Here is a 14,336-nt window from a genome sequence, read left to right on the forward strand (position 1 = left end):
CCCGCATCATCCCATTCAAAGGGCGGGATTATTGAGCTGCCGCGATGTCCGTCGTGGGCTATACCGTCGCTCCCGCAGCCTCACCCTGCGCGGTTGGCCACGCGGGTTCGACAGGTCTTTTGGGACGATCCGGCCAATCGGTCAGGTTGTGGTCGCGCCGCCAGCAATCGATGATGGTGATGGGAGGCCGCTATGGGGCACGAGATCGTTCATCAGCCGCGCCTGGCGTGGGACGGCGCACGCGCCTTCGTCGCCGCCGCCGACACCGATCACCTGTATCCGTGGTTGGGTCGCCGGCTCGCGACGCTGCTCGGCCCGGCGTACCGCGAAGCGCTCACCGAGTCGCGATGGCTCGTCCGGCTGGCCGAGCGCGAAGAGGCACCGTTCGTTGAGGTCGCCAAGTGGCGCGCCCGCCTCGACGACGCGCTGCGGTACCACCCGGAGCTCGCGGATGGCCTGCGTGCCCTCACCGCCGACGTGGTGTTCCGGATGGCCGCGCCGGGCAAGGCAGCCGGCCGAGGGTGACTGGCGCCTCTCCCCGCTGCGCAATGTGGACATGATCCGCGCGGACCGGCTCGACCACCAGACGTCACCTGCCTAACGTTCCTAGTAAGGGGGCGTTAAGGGATGATTGACGAAGTGGAACTGCAGCGTGACCTCTCGCGGGCCACGCTGGCGCTGGAGCGGGCCGAGCAGTTCCTGGACCGCTACGACGAAGCGCACGCCGCGCTGCTCGGCATGGCGCCGGGCTGGGATTCGCCATTGGCACTGACGGTGCGCGACGGACGGCTGGCGATCGCCCGCGTCGCGGCCTACGTGCGCGCACTGGTGGGCGAGGCCGAAGGCATCGAAGCCGTTCCGGTGCGTCCGCTGGCGCTCATCCCGCAGAGCGACCCGGGGGAGTAGCGGTCAGCCGGTCCTGCGGCGCAGCGTCTGGAAGGGCAGGTCGCCGTACTGGGCGCGGTACGCCCGCGCGAAGCGGCCAAGATGCGTGAACCCCCACCGGTGCGCCACGCTGGCGACCGTCGCCGACCCACCGTCGGAGGCCGACATGTCGGCGTGTACGCGCTCCAACCGCACGCGGCGCAGATACGCCATGGGCGGCATGCCCACGTACTCCCGGAAACCCTCCTGGAGGCTGCGCACGCTCACGCCCGCGACCTTGGCGAGATCGTGCACCGTGAAAGGCACGTCGGGCGTCGCCTCGATCGCGTCGACCGCCCGCTGGACGCTCGGTGGCCGGGACGGCGGCGCCGGCCGGCACAGCTCCTCGCGGTAGCGATGGTTGGCGGTCATCAGCAGTCCGGTCAGGACGCTGTGTGTGAGCCGGCTGGCGACCAGCGGCTGGCTGATCAACCCGTCGGGGTTGTCCATCTCGTCCCGTACCAGGGTGAGCAGTCGCGCCAGGCTCCGCCCGGGCCCGGTCGTGAAGTCGACCTCCGGGCCGAGCCGCAGCGGACCGTGGATCGCGCGACCCAGCAGACTTTCCAGCTCCGCCTCCAGCGCCCGGGCGTCAATCCTGACCGCGAGCAGCCGCAGGCCCGCGCCCAACCGGGGCAGGCGTACGGGCCCTTCGGGTTGGTAGAGCGAGCCGGACCCCGGGCCCGCCCGTAACGCCTGGCCGCCGTGCTCGCTCTCCAGATAGCCAAAGAGCGGCACATTGAGGTGGTACGCCTGGCGATGCTCGCAGGCCATCGAGACCTCGGTGCCGAAGCCGACATCGCCCACCGTCAGCGGGCCGAGCTGAGCCACGGTGCCGTCGAACGCGAACCCCGTGCCGCCGGCGGGCACGTCGAGCGTCATCGGATGAAAGAACTCTTGACAGATGGCACGCGTCTCGTCCACGTCGGACGTACGAATAGATACGGGCCCGAACGACGAGAAGTGGTCTCCCTCGGTATTCGTGCCCATACACGGAGTATTTTCCTGTGTCGCGACCCCGTCAACACGTGCACCCGTTTGGCGTTACGCCGCCACCGCCACGGCGGCGAGTAGCTGATCTAGCAACGCCGCGTTCGCGGCGGCAACGAAGGTGCAGCGACTGTCGCGGTCGAACGCCAGGGGGAGCGGGTTGCCGTCCAGGTCGGCGGCGACCGCGCCCGCGCACATGGCGATGTGGAGCCCGGGTATGAGGTCACGCGGCGGAAAGCCCTTGATCGACTCGACCACCGCCTCGCACTGGCCGGAGCCGACCTTTGCGATGTCGAGTGGGCCGCCATAGTTGAGAAACAGGCTGGAGCGAGTATCGAGAATCGGTCGCATCGCGGGGGCGGTTCGGCGTGCGAGCGTGGCGGAATAGGAGACGATGAAGGCGGATGCAAGGTCGTCGATCTTTGAGGGTCTCATAAGCCGACCATTTCGGGTCGCCGAGCCGTCTTTTGCGACGAAGTGGCATCCGGTGAAAATCTCGTAGATTCGCGAGTAGACCGGGACTTCCTTGCTGCGATCGATGATTGAAATGGCTGTCGATGCTAGAGGGTAACCGCGCGCGACCATGTCCGAGCCATCGATCGGATCGACGATGACCAGGTACTCGTTGCCGTCCCCGATCACAAAATCGTCGGACTCCTCGCTGCTTACCACCGCGTTGACGCCGGCGCGTTCGAGTGCCTGGACGATCCGTTCTTCGGCCATTGAATCGAAGGCGTGTGTGGTGTCGCCGTCGACTTTGGTCCTCAGAGCGGAGAGCCCGCTCATGGTCTCGACCCGGCGCCTGATATCCCTGCCAAGGTTCTCGAATACGTCGGCAAGAATAGTGTCTACTTTGTCGATGCGCCGGTCGTGGTCCACTCTTTCGTCTCCTGTGGAAGTGCGGGCCTGCGAGCTTCAACTATGTATACGCCATACTCCGTGATCGGTGTGCCGAGCCGAGCCAGTCGTTCCCCTGACAGGATGCCCGCGGACTTCGTCAGGGCGTACTCCACCCGGACCTCGAAGCCGTCCCGGCGCAGCAGCTCCGCAGTGGCTTCGGGTTCGAGGAAGCCGAAGTGGGTGAACAGCAGAACGCCGGCCGGGCGAAGGAGCCGGGCCGCGTTTTCGCAGAGCCACCCGATGAAGTCCTTGCCTCCGGCACCTCCGTCGTTCGCCAGCTGGACCCAAGACGCTCCGCTCGCCGGATACGCGGCGGGCAACTGTGGTGGGTTCGAGATCACGAGATCGAACGTCCCAAGGTTTGTAGCCGTCGTCGCGTCTGTCGCCGTAGCCACGACACCGTCGGACACGTCGTTGACAACAGCGTTGCGCTGACACAGACGGACCGCCTCCGGGTTTACGTCGAGGGCACGCACGCGCACCCCGCGGCGAGCCAGGCGAAGCGCTAGAAGGCCAGCACCACATCCGACGACGAGCGCATCCCGACAGGCGATCCGATCCGAGTACGTGGCCAGATACGTGGTGTCGGCGCCGGGCGTCGCCACCGAGTCACTCAGGATGACCAGAAGATCATCGTGGATCGCCAGCTTGAGCACGATCTCCTCCGTCGAGGCACCTGTACTGCCAGCGTTCGACCGGGTCGCGCCCCACGTCGTCGATGACCGGGAGACCTCGCTGCCAGAAATTACGGGGACACGGCATGCAGGTCGTCAGCTCGCAGGACTCACAGACGATGCGGCCGGTGGCGTAGCAATCGCGTCGCCGGTAGCGGAGGTACAGGCGATTGGCGCACGTGGCGTTGTCGCAGACGTACGGAATGAGCAGGCCACTTCGGTAGGCGGTCAAGAGGACCACGCCACTGATCAGCAGCAGTACGCCAATGGCAGCGAAGCACCACGGCAAGGGTGATAGATGTTCCGGTACCTCGGACGAGCCGAAGTTGGACGCGAGGCTGAGGTAGGCGGCGCCCGTGATCCCGGCGACGCCGGCCACGATAGCTATCAGGGTGACGGCGAAGCCGAGGTCGCGCCGTCTGGCGTACAGCGAATGCCGGTCGTGGGCAACGATTTCCGCGAACGCGGTTACCGTGGGAATCGCCAGCCCACCCAGCATCGCCAGGTACTGGGCCAACTCCGGTTCGGTGCCGGCGACCACCGCTTGCGCCATGAGCCAGGCGGCGAGGAACCCCAGGCCCGCGAAGACCAGACTGGACGCCGATCGGAGCAGGGCGGTCGACGGGTCGCGGACGAATCCATAGAGGAGCTCCATCATTCGTGTATCCGCGTACAGGATCAGGGTCCTCAGTCCGTCTGCCGCCGGGCGACTCGGGAAAGCCATCGCGTAGTTGCCCTTGGTGAAGCATGTTATGGAGCCAGCGGACCGGTGGAGCACAAGGCGTGTGCGGTGCCGAAACCCGTCGTGCCAACGGATTCTCAGGCCGCAGGCCGCCCGGTTCACCGGCGTTCTCTCCGGCATGGGCATCATGAGATCGGTCGCCTCGATCTCGACGCGAACACAGCCCACCCGGTCCCTGGGCGGGGCGTCGAACCGTACCGAGAGCTCGATGCCCGCATCTGTGTGGCGTAACTCGGGATCGGCGAGGTTCTCCGAGTAGCTGACGATCCGCAGTGTCATCGGGGTTGTGTCGCCGGTGCCGATGGTCAACGGATCACCGTGCCGCCATGTCGACTGCAGTACGCAGACCGCGACCCGTTCGCCCTGCTCTGGCGTGCAGTTCACGGGAGTGACGAGGGTGAGCGTCGATATGCCGCCGAAGGCCCGGAGATCCAGGATCGCCTCGTTGCAGACCTCCCACGCCGGGCTCAACCGGGACAGCCGCCGGTAGTACAGCTCGAACCCGGATGCGTGTGGCCTCCTTGTCGGCAACGGGACCTCCCCGCGGTGTGCGGCGCTGTGCGTAAACCGCGCGCCGTTACCGCCAGGTTGGCATGGCATCGCAACCGGAAGCCGAAGACAGGTGGCGCTACGGGGCGACGGGGATCTGGGCTCCATTTCGGAGGAAGACCGGGATGCGGCCGAGCGGCGCGTCGGCTTCGAGCGTCGATCCACCGGGGTGGCGGGCGCCGCTCCACGGGTCGACCCAGTCGGCGCCGGCTGGCAGGTACACGGACCGAGAGCGGGACCGGTATTCCGTGATCGGCGCGACCAGCACGTCCGGTCCGAGCAGGAACTGGTCTTCGATCTCCCACGCGCGCGGGTCGTCTGGGAAGTCGACGAAGAGCGGTCGCATCGGTGGCACGCCGGTTTCGTGCGCCACTGTCAGTTGCGCCGCCAGGTAGGGGCGCAGTCGCTCGCGAAGCTCCAGTGTCGCCGTGATGTGTTCGTACGCCTCGTCGCCGAAGGACCAGACCTCGTTGGGTCCGCCGGTCATGTCGGGCCCGAACGGCTTCTTGGGATCACGGTATCCGTGGAGCCGGAACAGCGGGCAGAACGCGTTGAACTGGAACCACCGCACGATCAGCTCGCGGAACTCGGGATCGTCGGGGTCGCCGCCGTGGAACCCGCCGATGTCGGTGGTCCACCACGGGACGCCGGACATGGCCACGTTGAGGCCGGCGCGCACCTGGCGCCGCAGCGAGTCGAACGTCGCGGCGATGTCACCCGACCACAGCGCCGCCCCGTATCGCTGGCCACCAGCCCAACCGGAGCGGCAGAGCAGTACCAACTCGTCGTCGCCCTCGGCCGCGAAGCCTTCCGCGAAGGTCCGCGCGCTCTCGCGTGAGTAGAGGTTGAAGACCTCGTTGCCCGGCCCGGCGTGGAAGGCGAGGTTTCCCGGGTGGTTCGGGCGGACCTCGGGCTCGCACGCGTCTATCCAGAACGCTTTCACGCCGAGGTTGTAGTAGTTCTCCCTGACGCGCGACCAGACGAACTCGCGGGCTCGCGGGTTGGTGCTGTCGTAGAACGCCACCGGCATCTCGACCTCGAAGCCCTTGTCTTTCCACGGCGCGTGGTGCGCGACGCCGCTCTCGGTGCCGACGAGCAGCCCCTCGGCCTCCATCTGCCGGTAGTTCTCGCTGTAGGGGCTCACCGTCGGCCAGATCGACACCATGAGTCGGACGCCGAGGTCGGCCAGCTCCTTGACCATGCCGGCCGGGTCGGGCCACTCGGCCGGGTCGAACTTCCAGTCGCCGAGGTGGGTCCAGTGGAAGAAGTCCGTGATGATGACCGACATGGGCAGGCCGCGCCGCTTGTGCTCGCGGACCACCGACATCAGCTCTTCCTGGGTGCGGTAGCGCAGCTTGCACTGCCAGAACCCGGTGGCCCAGTCGGGCAGCAGCGGCGGGTGGCCGGTGGCGTCGGCGTACCGGGAGAGGATCTGCGCCGGTCCGCTGCCGGTGGTCACCCAGTAGTCGATCTGGCGGGCGCCGTCGGCGACCCAACGGGTGCCGTTGTCGGCGAACTCGACCCGGCCGACCGCTGGCATGTTCCACAGCAGGCCGTAGCCCCGGCTGGACACCAGGAACGGGATGCTGATCTCGGCATTGCGCTGCACGAGATCCAGCACCAGGCCCTTCTGGTCGAGCCGGCCATGGGTGTGCTGCCCGAGCCCGTAGAGCCGCTCGCCGTCGTATGCCCGGAAGCGCTGCTCCAACCGGTGAAAGCCGTTGCCGTGCGGCTGGAAGAGCCGCGGCCCCGGCCACCAGAAGTGCGCCCTTTCCTCGGCGAGAAGCTCCTCGCCGGTCGAGGTCCGCCGGAACACGACCTCGGCCTCCGACTCCGCCTCGCCCGGATCGATGTGTACCGCCACCGTGAGGTCGCCGTTGACGAGGGTGGCCCGGTCGCCGTCGATGGTGATTTCGGCTGCCGGGTCGGGGGCCGACGCGAGCAGCGCACCCGGTATGTCGTCGCGGATGCGCCCGAGCGCCACCCGGACCCGCACGCTGTCGGTGCCCCACGGCTCGATCCGCAGCAGTTGCCGGTGCGACGACACCTCGAGGCCGTTTTCCACGCTGCGGATGGCGGTCATGCGCGGGCTCCCTATATCGATAACCGTGCTAGTCGAAGCGCTTCGATCACGGTAGTTCACCGACTGCGCGCACGGCAACCCTCCCGCATGACCACGGCGCCCCTCCCGAAGGAAAGGCGCCGTGACCGTGGGCGGCTATGCCAGAGTGGAGCTTCGGCGCTCGGCGTCGGCTTCGACGATCTCGATCTGGTCCTCGTTGTCGCGCGTGATCGCGTTGCGTGCCGCCGTGCCGGCGGCCCAGCCGATCGCGGCACCGACCAGCCCGGCGCCGAGAATCAGCAGCCAGGGGCGGTGCGGGCGCCGGCCTGCGAGCGCGTCGAACGCGTCGCTGGCCCGTCGCCATGCCTCGTCTCGGGCGGAGCCCACCTTGTCTTCCGCGCCGCCAGCCGCCGACCGGGCCGTATCGCCCGCCGACTCGACGGCGGAAACCAGGTGGTCCCAGGCTTGCGTGGCGATCCGCTCGGCACGCCCACGCCGATCTGTCCAAGGTGTACTGAGCATTTCCTACCTCCTACGGGGCACCCTTGTGGATGGGTTCCCGCTGGCTCCCGGCGTGAAACCTTGTCGATCTTGTGGCACTCTCAAGATCGGAGTGTGACGTTTTTCGCCCGGCGCGGAATCGCCGCGCGCGACCGGGAAACCCCTGGCCACGGGCCGGTACCCTGGTGGTTTAGAACCAAGGGGTACGTGGGTAGTTATGATGCGGTTGTTCCGGTATGGGTGGATCTGGCAGGGTGGGCTTGCGCAGATTGCTCCCTCTGGGGACTGGCGGCTGACGATGCGGAGGAATACGCTCGGTCGCGGCCCGCGTACTGACGAGGCGCCTGGTGGTTCCGGGCGAGTGGAGGTGCTCGCGTGAGCCTGTCGATCCTGACATCGGCCATGCCTGACGGCGTGGTGGAGATCGCCCCTCGCGGCGAGATCGATGTGGACACGGCGCACGAAGTGCGCGAAGCGGTAGCGGCGGTGCTGACAAAGAGCCGCCCCGCCCGCATCCAGCTCAACATGCGGCTGGTCAGTTTCATCGACTCGGTGGGCATCAGCGCGATGGTCGCCGGGTTCCAGACAGCCGAGGTCAGCGGCGTCAAGCTGGTCGTCACCGAGCCGAGCCGGTTTGTCCACCGGCAGCTCTGGGTCACCGGGCTGCTCGGCCTCTTCGGGGCACCCGAGCCGTACTACGCGGGGTCGGCCGCGGGCACGCCGGAGGTCCAGTCGGCCGGCGGCTGACCCTTGTTTTTCACCCGTCCTGTGCGGAATAGTCCGTTAGCGTGACATCGCTCCCGCTGGGCACCGCACTTCTCGGGCGATACGTCATCCTCGGCGCCATCGGCCACGGTGGAGTCTCCACGGTGTACGAGGCGATCGACGTGGTCGCGCCGCGGCGGCTTGCCATCAAAGCGCTGGCCGCCGCGCACGCCGCTGACTCATGGGCGCGTGACGGTGTCCGGCGCGAAGCCCTGATCATCGACCGGTTGCGCCATCCGAGCGTGCCCCGCGTCTACGGATACGGCGACGCGCCACTGCCTGACGGCACCGTCCTGCCGTACGTGGTGATGGAGTTGCTCACCGGCGTCAGCCTGGCCACCAGGCTCGCCGGCGGCGCGATGCCGTGGACAGAAGCGGTGCCGGTGGCAGCCGCGGTCGCCGACGTGCTCGCCGTCGCGCATCGGCGCGGGCTCGTGCACCGCGACCTGAGCGCCGCCAACGTCATGCTGACCGCAGACGGGATAAAGATCGTCGACTTCGGTCTGGCGACCACTGTGGAGCGCAAGCGCACGATACCCGGAAAGCCGCGACTGACCCGCAACGCCGTGCCTCGCCGGCAGCCCATCCTGCCCGCGCACCGGCTCACCACCGCGGCTCAGCCCGCCGACGACGTGTACTCCCTGGGTGTCCTGCTCTATCAGATGGTGACCGGCGGATCACCGTACCCGAATGCCCTACCCGGCACCGATTTCACCACGCCGCACTTTCGTTGCATGGCGCCCACGCCGGTGCTCGCCGTCGCGGGATTGCCCCGCGAGGTGGCCGAGATCTGCCGTGCCTGCATGGCCAAGCGTCCCGCCGACCGGCCCAGCGGCCGCGACGTTGCCCTCTCGCTCTGGGGCCTGACTACCCGTGCCAGTCCGGCAGCTCCACATCGGACACTTCGCTGACGGCTCGGATGGCGCTCACGGTGGCGAACCCCTCGGCCAGGAGCGCCAGATCGGTGCCGGGCTCCAGGCTGGCGCCCGACTCTTCGAGCGACGTGCGCACGAAGCCCTGCCCCGCCTCGGCGACGGTGATCTGCACCTGACCGAAGCGCGACAGCCGTGCCCGCCGTATCCCTTTGACGCGCTCGGGTGGCGCGTCCGGGACGTTGAGGTTGAGAACAGTTCCCACCGGCGCGTCGACGAGCGTCTTCAGCATGTCGGCGGCGTACTGGGCTGCCGTCGCCCAGTGCCGTGCCTCGTCGCGGCTGCCGGGCCTGAGCATGGCACCGCCGGTCTCCACGGCTCCGGGGGTGAGTATGTCGAGCGATACGGCCATCGTGCGGCAGCCATAGGCGGCGGCGGTGAACGCGGCACCCACCGTGCCCGAGTGCAGCACCGCGAGGCCGGCGTTGGCGCCCCGGTTGATGCCGGAGAGCAACAGGTCGGGCGGCGGCCCGAACGCGCCGCGCGTGGCGAGCAGCGCGATGAACGCCGGCGAGCTGGCCACGCTGTACGACTCGACACCGGAGAGGCCATCGAGGGGCTGCTCGGTGACGATGATGCGCCCATCCTTCTCGACCGCGCGGAGCGCGGCACTCATGCCGCTCGCCTCATTGCCGGGCGCCGCCACGACGACCTCGTGCCCGCTGTCGGACGCGACGCGCGCCAGCCACCGGATCCCGGGCGCCGCGATGCCGTCGTCGTTGGTCACCAGTACCCTCATCGCGCCCTCACCCGTGTCGCCAGCTCGTCAGGGGTGGTCCGGCGCTGCCGCCCGCGACCCACCTCCTTCAGGTTGACACGCTTCAGATCGACGCGTTCAGCCATGCCTGCGATGGCGTCGGGGCGGCCGGTGCCGAGCCCGTGCCGGGTGACGTTGAGCGCGCCGGCCGCCGCGCCGGTGCGCACGGCCGCGAGCAGGTCGCCGTTCTTGGCCAGTACGGCCGCCACGCCGGCGGTCATCGAGTCGCCGGCGCCGCGCGGGTCGGCCGCCTCCAACTGGGGGATCTCGACCTCGAAGACGTCGTTTTCCAGCAGCGCCAGCGCCGGCTGGTCGGCACGGCTGATCAGGGCGGAGCGGGCGCCCTCATCCTGCAGGCGGTGCAGCGCCTCGATCAGATCGGGCACGCTGTCACTCGCGGCCCGCCCGTCGGATGTCAGCTCGTCGTGGCTGACCTTGACAAAGTACGGAGCCCCTTCGAGTACTGCCGACAGGTGTTCGCCGGAGAGGTCGGCGACCACCTTGACGCCGTTACGACCCAGATCGGTGGCCAGGCGCCGGTACACGTCGGGCGGGACGATGGCGGGATCGGTCGGCCGGCTCAGCACCGCCACCGCGGCACCGAGCCCTTCCGCCAGCGCGAGGTTGTACAACTCGTCAAGGTCGTGCCGGCCAAGTGGCGGCTCCGGTGCCTCCGCCACCTCCGTGCGGGAGCCGCCCCGCCGGTCGTGCACGTACCCGCCGCTGGCGGCCGCCCGCGTGGTCGCGTGCAGGTCGATGCCCTCGGCCGCGATCAGCGTGTCCAGTACCCGGCCGGTCTCGCCGCCCAGGCTCGCGCAGAGCGCCACCGGCACGCCCAGCGACGTGATCATCCGCGCCTGCCAGATGCCCTGGCCGCCCGGGTGAAGGTGTATCTCGACCGCGTCAGCCGGCTGCTCGATCGTTACCGTGAGCTGCGGCGCCGGCGCGAAGACCATCACGTGATCAGCCATGTCCGGAGTGTTCCCCGCCGGCGCGGGCCTATGCCTTAACGCGCCTCACGCCATTGATGACGTCTTCTTGCAAATATTGCAGATCTTGCAATGCTTTCATTCAGAGTTATCAATGAATAGGATGCCCATCCATGAAGATCTCTGCACGCGTCGCCGCGCCTGTCGCCGGCCTCCTCATGGCCGCCGCCAGCTTCGTGGTGATACAGACCGCGCACGCGGCGGCCGGCTGCCTGGTCGGCTACCAGGCCAATTCGTGGACCGGCGGGTTCACCGCCAACGTCCGGGTCACGGCCGGGGACACCGCGGTCAACGGCTGGACGGTCACCTGGACGTACGGCGGCGACCAGCGGATCACGAACGGCTGGAGCGCCACCGTGACCCAGTCCGGGGCCACCGTCACGGCCAGGAACGCCGCGTGGAACGGCTCGCTGGCGGCGGGCGGCTCGACGGAGTTCGGGGTCCAGGGCACCTACGCCGCGAGCAACGCCGCACCGACCGGCTTCACGCTCAACGGCGTCGCGTGCAACGGCACCGGTCCCACGCCGACGACGGCGGCACCGACCACGGCGGCGCCCCCGAGCACGCCACCCCCAAGCACGCCACCGCCGTCCACCCCGCCTCCTTCCACTCCGCCCCCCACCACCCCGCCGCCTTCGGGAGGCTGCGGCGGCGCGGTCCTTTGTGACGGGTTCGAGAGCCAGACAGGCACCGTTCCCACCGGCGCGTGGGCGGTCACGTATCCGGACTGCCAGGGCACCGGCACCGCGGCGATCGACAGCGCGGTCGCGCACAGCGGCACGAAGTCGGTGCGCGTCAACGGCACCGCCGGATACTGCAACCACGTCTTCGTCGGGTCCACACAGAACCTGAGTGGTGCGGGATCGGTGCGGTACGCGCGGCTGTGGGCGCGACACACCACATCGCTGCCGCAGCAGCACGTCACGTTCCTCGCCATGCGCGACGCCAACGACGGCAACCGCGATCTGCGGATGGGCGGCCAGAACGGTGCCCTGCAATGGAACCGGGCGTCCGACGACGCGACGCTGCCCGAGCAGAGCCCGGCGGGCGTGGCGCTGAGCGTGCCGCTGCCGACCAATGTGTGGTCCTGTGTGGAGTTCATGGTGGACGGTGCGCAGGGACAGTTGCGCACGTGGGTCAACGGCACCCAGGTGACCGGGTTGGTCGCCGACGGTACGCCCACGCACGACATCGACAGCCAGTGGTTGTCGCGTGCCAACTGGCGCCCCGCGCTCACCGACTTCCGCGTGGGCTGGGAGTCGTACGGTGATGGCGCCGACACGTTGTGGTTCGACGATGTGGCGTTGGGATCGTCGCGCATCGGCTGCTGAAAACACCGGAGGGGGCCCCGAACCGGGGCCCCCTCCACGCTGCAAACGCCGACCTATGTCACCGAGAGATGGACATGGTCGGTGTGTTCGGCCGACGGGCTGCCGCTGCCGCTGTAGGACTTCCAGCCGCTGCTGGGCAGCCAGATCCGGCGGAACCAGATGACGTAGAGGACGCCGAGCGCGCTCGCGTTCTTGATGTAGAAGTTCGCGAGGCGGTCGCCGTAGTCCCTGTCACCACCGGTGGAAACCTTGCCGAAGCCGCTCGCGGCCGAGGACCAGTCACACGCCCGGCCCTTCGGGTGCTCGCCGGAACCGCCGCTGCGCCAGCAGTAGACGTACCGGGTGAAGCCGGCTTCCTTCGTCTCCTTGTACGCGTGCAGCAGTCGAGGCGTGATGCAGCCACCGGTACCCGTCGGGTCCTTGACGCTGCACCCGCCGGAGCCGCTCGGGCCCTGGGATGCCGTCGCCGCGCCGGAGCCACTCGGGCCGTCGGAGCTGGCGCCGCCACCGGAGTTGGCTAGAGCGTTTTCCGCCTGCTTCTTGCGGGCGGCCATGACCTGGACCTGCTTCTGCTGCTCCCTGACCTGATTGTCGAGCGCGAGCTTGGTGTTGTTGGCGTTGTCGCGCGCGTCGAGGAGGTCGCGGAGCTTCTTGTCTTCGCTCTCCGCGAGCGTGTCGAGTGCGGACGCCCGGTCCATGAAGCCTTCCGGGGTGGAGGCGTTGAGCATCGCGGAGATGGGGCCGAGCCGGCCGCGCTGGTACGCCACGTTCGCAAGCTCGCCGATGACCTGTTGCTTCGCTACCAGGTCCTGCTCGAACTGGACGAGCTGTGTCTGGAGCCGTTGTTGCTCCTTTTTGGACTTCGCGAGCGTGTCCTGCGCGACGATGTACCCCTTGCTCGCTGTTTCCAGTTGCTCGCGCAGTGTCGCCGTTCCACCCTCGTCATCGGTGTTGGGCGCGGCGCCAGCGGGTTGAGCATGGATGCCGACCAGAGCGAACGTCGCGGCGACGAGCACCGCGAGCAGCCCTACCCGGCTGCGGGCATGAGCCATCAACCATCCTTCCAGTCAGCCGCCGACCGAGTTAGCTGACGGGTTCGGGACGGAAGTATCCCTACCGCTCGCGCGGATTCACCCCGGGTGGAACTCGTGGTTCCCCGGCTCGCCACGCGCTTGGCGCGGCGATTAGGCGGCAGTCACCACCGGCACCGGGGGGCGCCGCCGGGCGGTGACCGGAGCCGAGCGTACCGGGTTCCGATCGATGTGCCCACCCGTTGCACGCACGGTCACAAGCCCGTCACCAGGTGGTTTGTTTGCAAGCCTCGGCGGGTTCGACCTGGAGCGTGGCGTGTGCGATGTCGAAGTCGTCGTGCAGTGCCTCGCGCGCCTCGACCAGTACCGGTCCGACCTGTGCGGCGGGATCCAACGTCAGGTGCGCGGAAACGACGTCCATGCCGGACGTGAGTGTCCACACGTGAAGGTCGTGGACGTCGCACACTCCCGGCACCGCCGCGAGCCGGTGGCGCACGTCGGCCACGTCGACGTGCGCGGGCGCGGCCTGCACGAGGATGCGTACCGCCGCACGCGCGAGCTTCCAGGTGCGGGGGAGGATGAACACTCCGACCGCGACCGCGACGATCGGGTCGGCGTACCACCAGTCGGTGAGCGCGATGACGATGGCGGCGATGATGACTCCCACCGAGCCGAGCAGGTCGCCGAGCACCTCCAGGTACGCCCCGCGCACGTTGATGCTCTCCTTGGCGCCCGAGCGCAGCAGCGCGAACGCCACCACGTTGGCGAGCAGGCCGGCGATCGCGACGACGAGCATCGGGCCGGCGGGCACGTCTGGCGGGTCGCCGAACCGGCGCAGCGCCTCGATCAACACGTAGATCGCGACGCCGAAGAGCAGGACGGCGTTGGCGAGGGCGGCGAGCACCTCCAACCGGTACAGGCCGAAGGTGCGCTGCGGGTCCCTGTCGGCGCGGCGGGCGGCGGTCATCGCCGCGAGCGCCATGCCGATGCCGAGCACGTCGGTGAACATGTGCCCGGCGTCGGAGAGCAGCGCGAGTGAGCCGGTGGCCAACGCCGCCGCGCCCTCGACGACCATGAAGACCGCCAGCAGCGCGAACGCGGCCAGCAGGGGGCCGCGGTGCTTGGCGCCCGCCGTTCCGTGATCGTGTCCAGCTCCCACGCCCTCTAAAATATGCGGACATTGCTATGTATG

General features: G+C 68.7%; 15 protein-coding genes and 1 riboswitch. Of the genes, 5 read left to right on the forward strand and 10 right to left on the reverse strand.

The window, feature by feature from the left end; genetic code table 11:
- Positions 1-192 precede the first annotated feature (192 nt).
- Together QMG73_RS21665 and QMG73_RS21670 are read left to right on the forward strand one after the other, a co-directional pair.
- The gene (locus QMG73_RS21665; RefSeq protein ID WP_281898405.1) at positions 193-525 is read left to right on the forward strand and encodes a hypothetical protein; all 333 of its coding nucleotides are present in this window, start codon (positions 193-195) and stop codon (positions 523-525) included.
- A 102-nt stretch (positions 526-627) separates the two neighbouring features.
- A complete protein-coding gene (locus tag QMG73_RS21670) occupies positions 628-906 on the forward strand; it encodes a hypothetical protein (protein WP_281898406.1) in 279 nt (92 codons plus the stop codon).
- Between the two features lie 3 nt (positions 907-909).
- On the opposite strand, the gene QMG73_RS21675 is transcribed toward QMG73_RS21670, so the two are convergent.
- The 6 genes from QMG73_RS21675 to QMG73_RS21700 form a co-directional block, all read right to left on the reverse strand.
- Positions 910-1,911, reverse strand: coding sequence for an AraC family transcriptional regulator (locus QMG73_RS21675; protein ID WP_281898408.1), 1,002 nt, complete (start codon positions 1,909-1,911; stop codon positions 910-912).
- A 54-nt stretch (positions 1,912-1,965) separates the two neighbouring features.
- Complete coding sequence (locus tag QMG73_RS21680) at positions 1,966-2,790, reverse strand: inositol monophosphatase family protein (RefSeq protein WP_281898409.1); 825 nt, start codon at positions 2,788-2,790, stop codon at positions 1,966-1,968.
- On the reverse strand, positions 2,760-3,467 hold the full coding sequence (locus QMG73_RS21685) for a methyltransferase (protein ID WP_281898411.1): 708 nt from the start codon (positions 3,465-3,467) through the stop codon (positions 2,760-2,762). The genes QMG73_RS21680 and QMG73_RS21685 overlap by 31 nt, the downstream gene beginning before the upstream one ends.
- Positions 3,442-4,536: a hypothetical protein gene (locus QMG73_RS21690; protein ID WP_281898413.1), complete on the reverse strand. Its 1,095-nt coding sequence runs from the start codon at positions 4,534-4,536 to the stop codon at positions 3,442-3,444. The genes QMG73_RS21685 and QMG73_RS21690 overlap by 26 nt, the downstream gene beginning before the upstream one ends.
- A gap of 319 nt (positions 4,537-4,855) precedes the next feature.
- Positions 4,856-6,859: a glycoside hydrolase family 31 protein gene (locus QMG73_RS21695; RefSeq protein ID WP_281898414.1), complete on the reverse strand. Its 2,004-nt coding sequence runs from the start codon at positions 6,857-6,859 to the stop codon at positions 4,856-4,858.
- A gap of 135 nt (positions 6,860-6,994) precedes the next feature.
- Entirely contained in the window at positions 6,995-7,360 is a 366-nt protein-coding gene (locus QMG73_RS21700; protein WP_281898416.1) for a hypothetical protein, read from the reverse strand.
- 354 nt (positions 7,361-7,714) lie between these two features.
- Here QMG73_RS21700 and QMG73_RS21705 point away from each other — a divergent pair, with 354 nt between their 5' ends.
- Entirely contained in the window at positions 7,715-8,086 is a 372-nt protein-coding gene (locus tag QMG73_RS21705) for an STAS domain-containing protein (RefSeq protein ID WP_281898418.1), read from the forward strand.
- A gap of 41 nt (positions 8,087-8,127) precedes the next feature.
- Positions 8,128-9,015 carry a serine/threonine-protein kinase gene (locus QMG73_RS21710; RefSeq protein WP_281898420.1) on the forward strand — a complete coding sequence of 296 codons (888 nt, stop codon included), beginning with the start codon at positions 8,128-8,130 and terminating at the stop codon, positions 9,013-9,015.
- Here QMG73_RS21710 and surE read toward each other — a convergent pair.
- The gene (gene surE / locus QMG73_RS21715; protein WP_281898421.1) at positions 8,972-9,775 is read right to left on the reverse strand and encodes a 5'/3'-nucleotidase SurE; all 804 of its coding nucleotides are present in this window, start codon (positions 9,773-9,775) and stop codon (positions 8,972-8,974) included. The two genes, QMG73_RS21710 and surE, sit on opposite strands and share 44 nt — an antisense overlap.
- A complete protein-coding gene (locus QMG73_RS21720) occupies positions 9,772-10,764 on the reverse strand; it encodes a 1-phosphofructokinase family hexose kinase (RefSeq protein ID WP_281898423.1) in 993 nt (330 codons plus the stop codon). Before QMG73_RS21720 ends, surE begins: the two co-directional genes overlap by 4 nt.
- Positions 10,765-10,895: 131 nt before the next feature.
- Here QMG73_RS21720 and QMG73_RS21725 point away from each other — a divergent pair, with 131 nt between their 5' ends.
- Positions 10,896-12,113 carry a cellulose-binding domain-containing protein gene (locus tag QMG73_RS21725; RefSeq protein WP_281898425.1) on the forward strand — a complete coding sequence of 406 codons (1,218 nt, stop codon included), beginning with the start codon at positions 10,896-10,898 and terminating at the stop codon, positions 12,111-12,113.
- A 53-nt stretch (positions 12,114-12,166) separates the two neighbouring features.
- Here QMG73_RS21725 and QMG73_RS21730 read toward each other — a convergent pair whose 3' ends face one another.
- Both QMG73_RS21730 and QMG73_RS21735 read right to left on the reverse strand, forming a co-directional pair.
- The gene (locus QMG73_RS21730; protein WP_281898428.1) at positions 12,167-13,165 is read right to left on the reverse strand and encodes a coiled-coil domain-containing protein; all 999 of its coding nucleotides are present in this window, start codon (positions 13,163-13,165) and stop codon (positions 12,167-12,169) included.
- A 4-nt stretch (positions 13,166-13,169) separates the two neighbouring features.
- Positions 13,170-13,314, reverse strand: a riboswitch (cyclic di-AMP (ydaO/yuaA leader).
- Positions 13,315-13,409: 95 nt separating this feature from the next.
- Entirely contained in the window at positions 13,410-14,303 is an 894-nt protein-coding gene (locus tag QMG73_RS21735) for a cation diffusion facilitator family transporter (RefSeq protein WP_281898430.1), read from the reverse strand.
- Between the last annotated feature and the right edge of the window lie 33 nt (positions 14,304-14,336).

The organism is Phytohabitans aurantiacus, assembly GCF_027923225.1.
In the GTDB taxonomy this organism is placed as follows: domain Bacteria; phylum Actinomycetota; class Actinomycetes; order Mycobacteriales; family Micromonosporaceae; genus Phytohabitans; species Phytohabitans aurantiacus.

Excerpts from the sequence above, each read along its gene's own strand:
- QMG73_RS21665 (WP_281898405.1), top strand. The coding sequence starts at position 193 with ATGGGGCACGAGATCGTTCATCAGCCGCGCCTGGCGTGGGACGGCGCA.
- QMG73_RS21670 (WP_281898406.1), top strand. The coding sequence starts at position 628 with ATGATTGACGAAGTGGAACTGCAGCGTGACCTCTCGCGGGCCACGCTG.
- QMG73_RS21675 (WP_281898408.1), bottom strand. The coding sequence starts at position 1,911 with ATGGGCACGAATACCGAGGGAGACCACTTCTCGTCGTTCGGGCCCGTA.
- QMG73_RS21695 (WP_281898414.1), bottom strand. The coding sequence starts at position 6,859 with ATGACCGCCATCCGCAGCGTGGAAAACGGCCTCGAGGTGTCGTCGCAC.
- QMG73_RS21700 (WP_281898416.1), bottom strand. The coding sequence starts at position 7,360 with ATGCTCAGTACACCTTGGACAGATCGGCGTGGGCGTGCCGAGCGGATC.
- surE (WP_281898421.1), bottom strand. The coding sequence starts at position 9,775 with ATGAGGGTACTGGTGACCAACGACGACGGCATCGCGGCGCCCGGGATC.
- QMG73_RS21720 (WP_281898423.1), bottom strand. The coding sequence starts at position 10,764 with ATGGCTGATCACGTGATGGTCTTCGCGCCGGCGCCGCAGCTCACGGTA.
- QMG73_RS21725 (WP_281898425.1), top strand. The coding sequence starts at position 10,896 with ATGAAGATCTCTGCACGCGTCGCCGCGCCTGTCGCCGGCCTCCTCATG.
- QMG73_RS21730 (WP_281898428.1), bottom strand. The coding sequence starts at position 13,165 with ATGGCTCATGCCCGCAGCCGGGTAGGGCTGCTCGCGGTGCTCGTCGCC.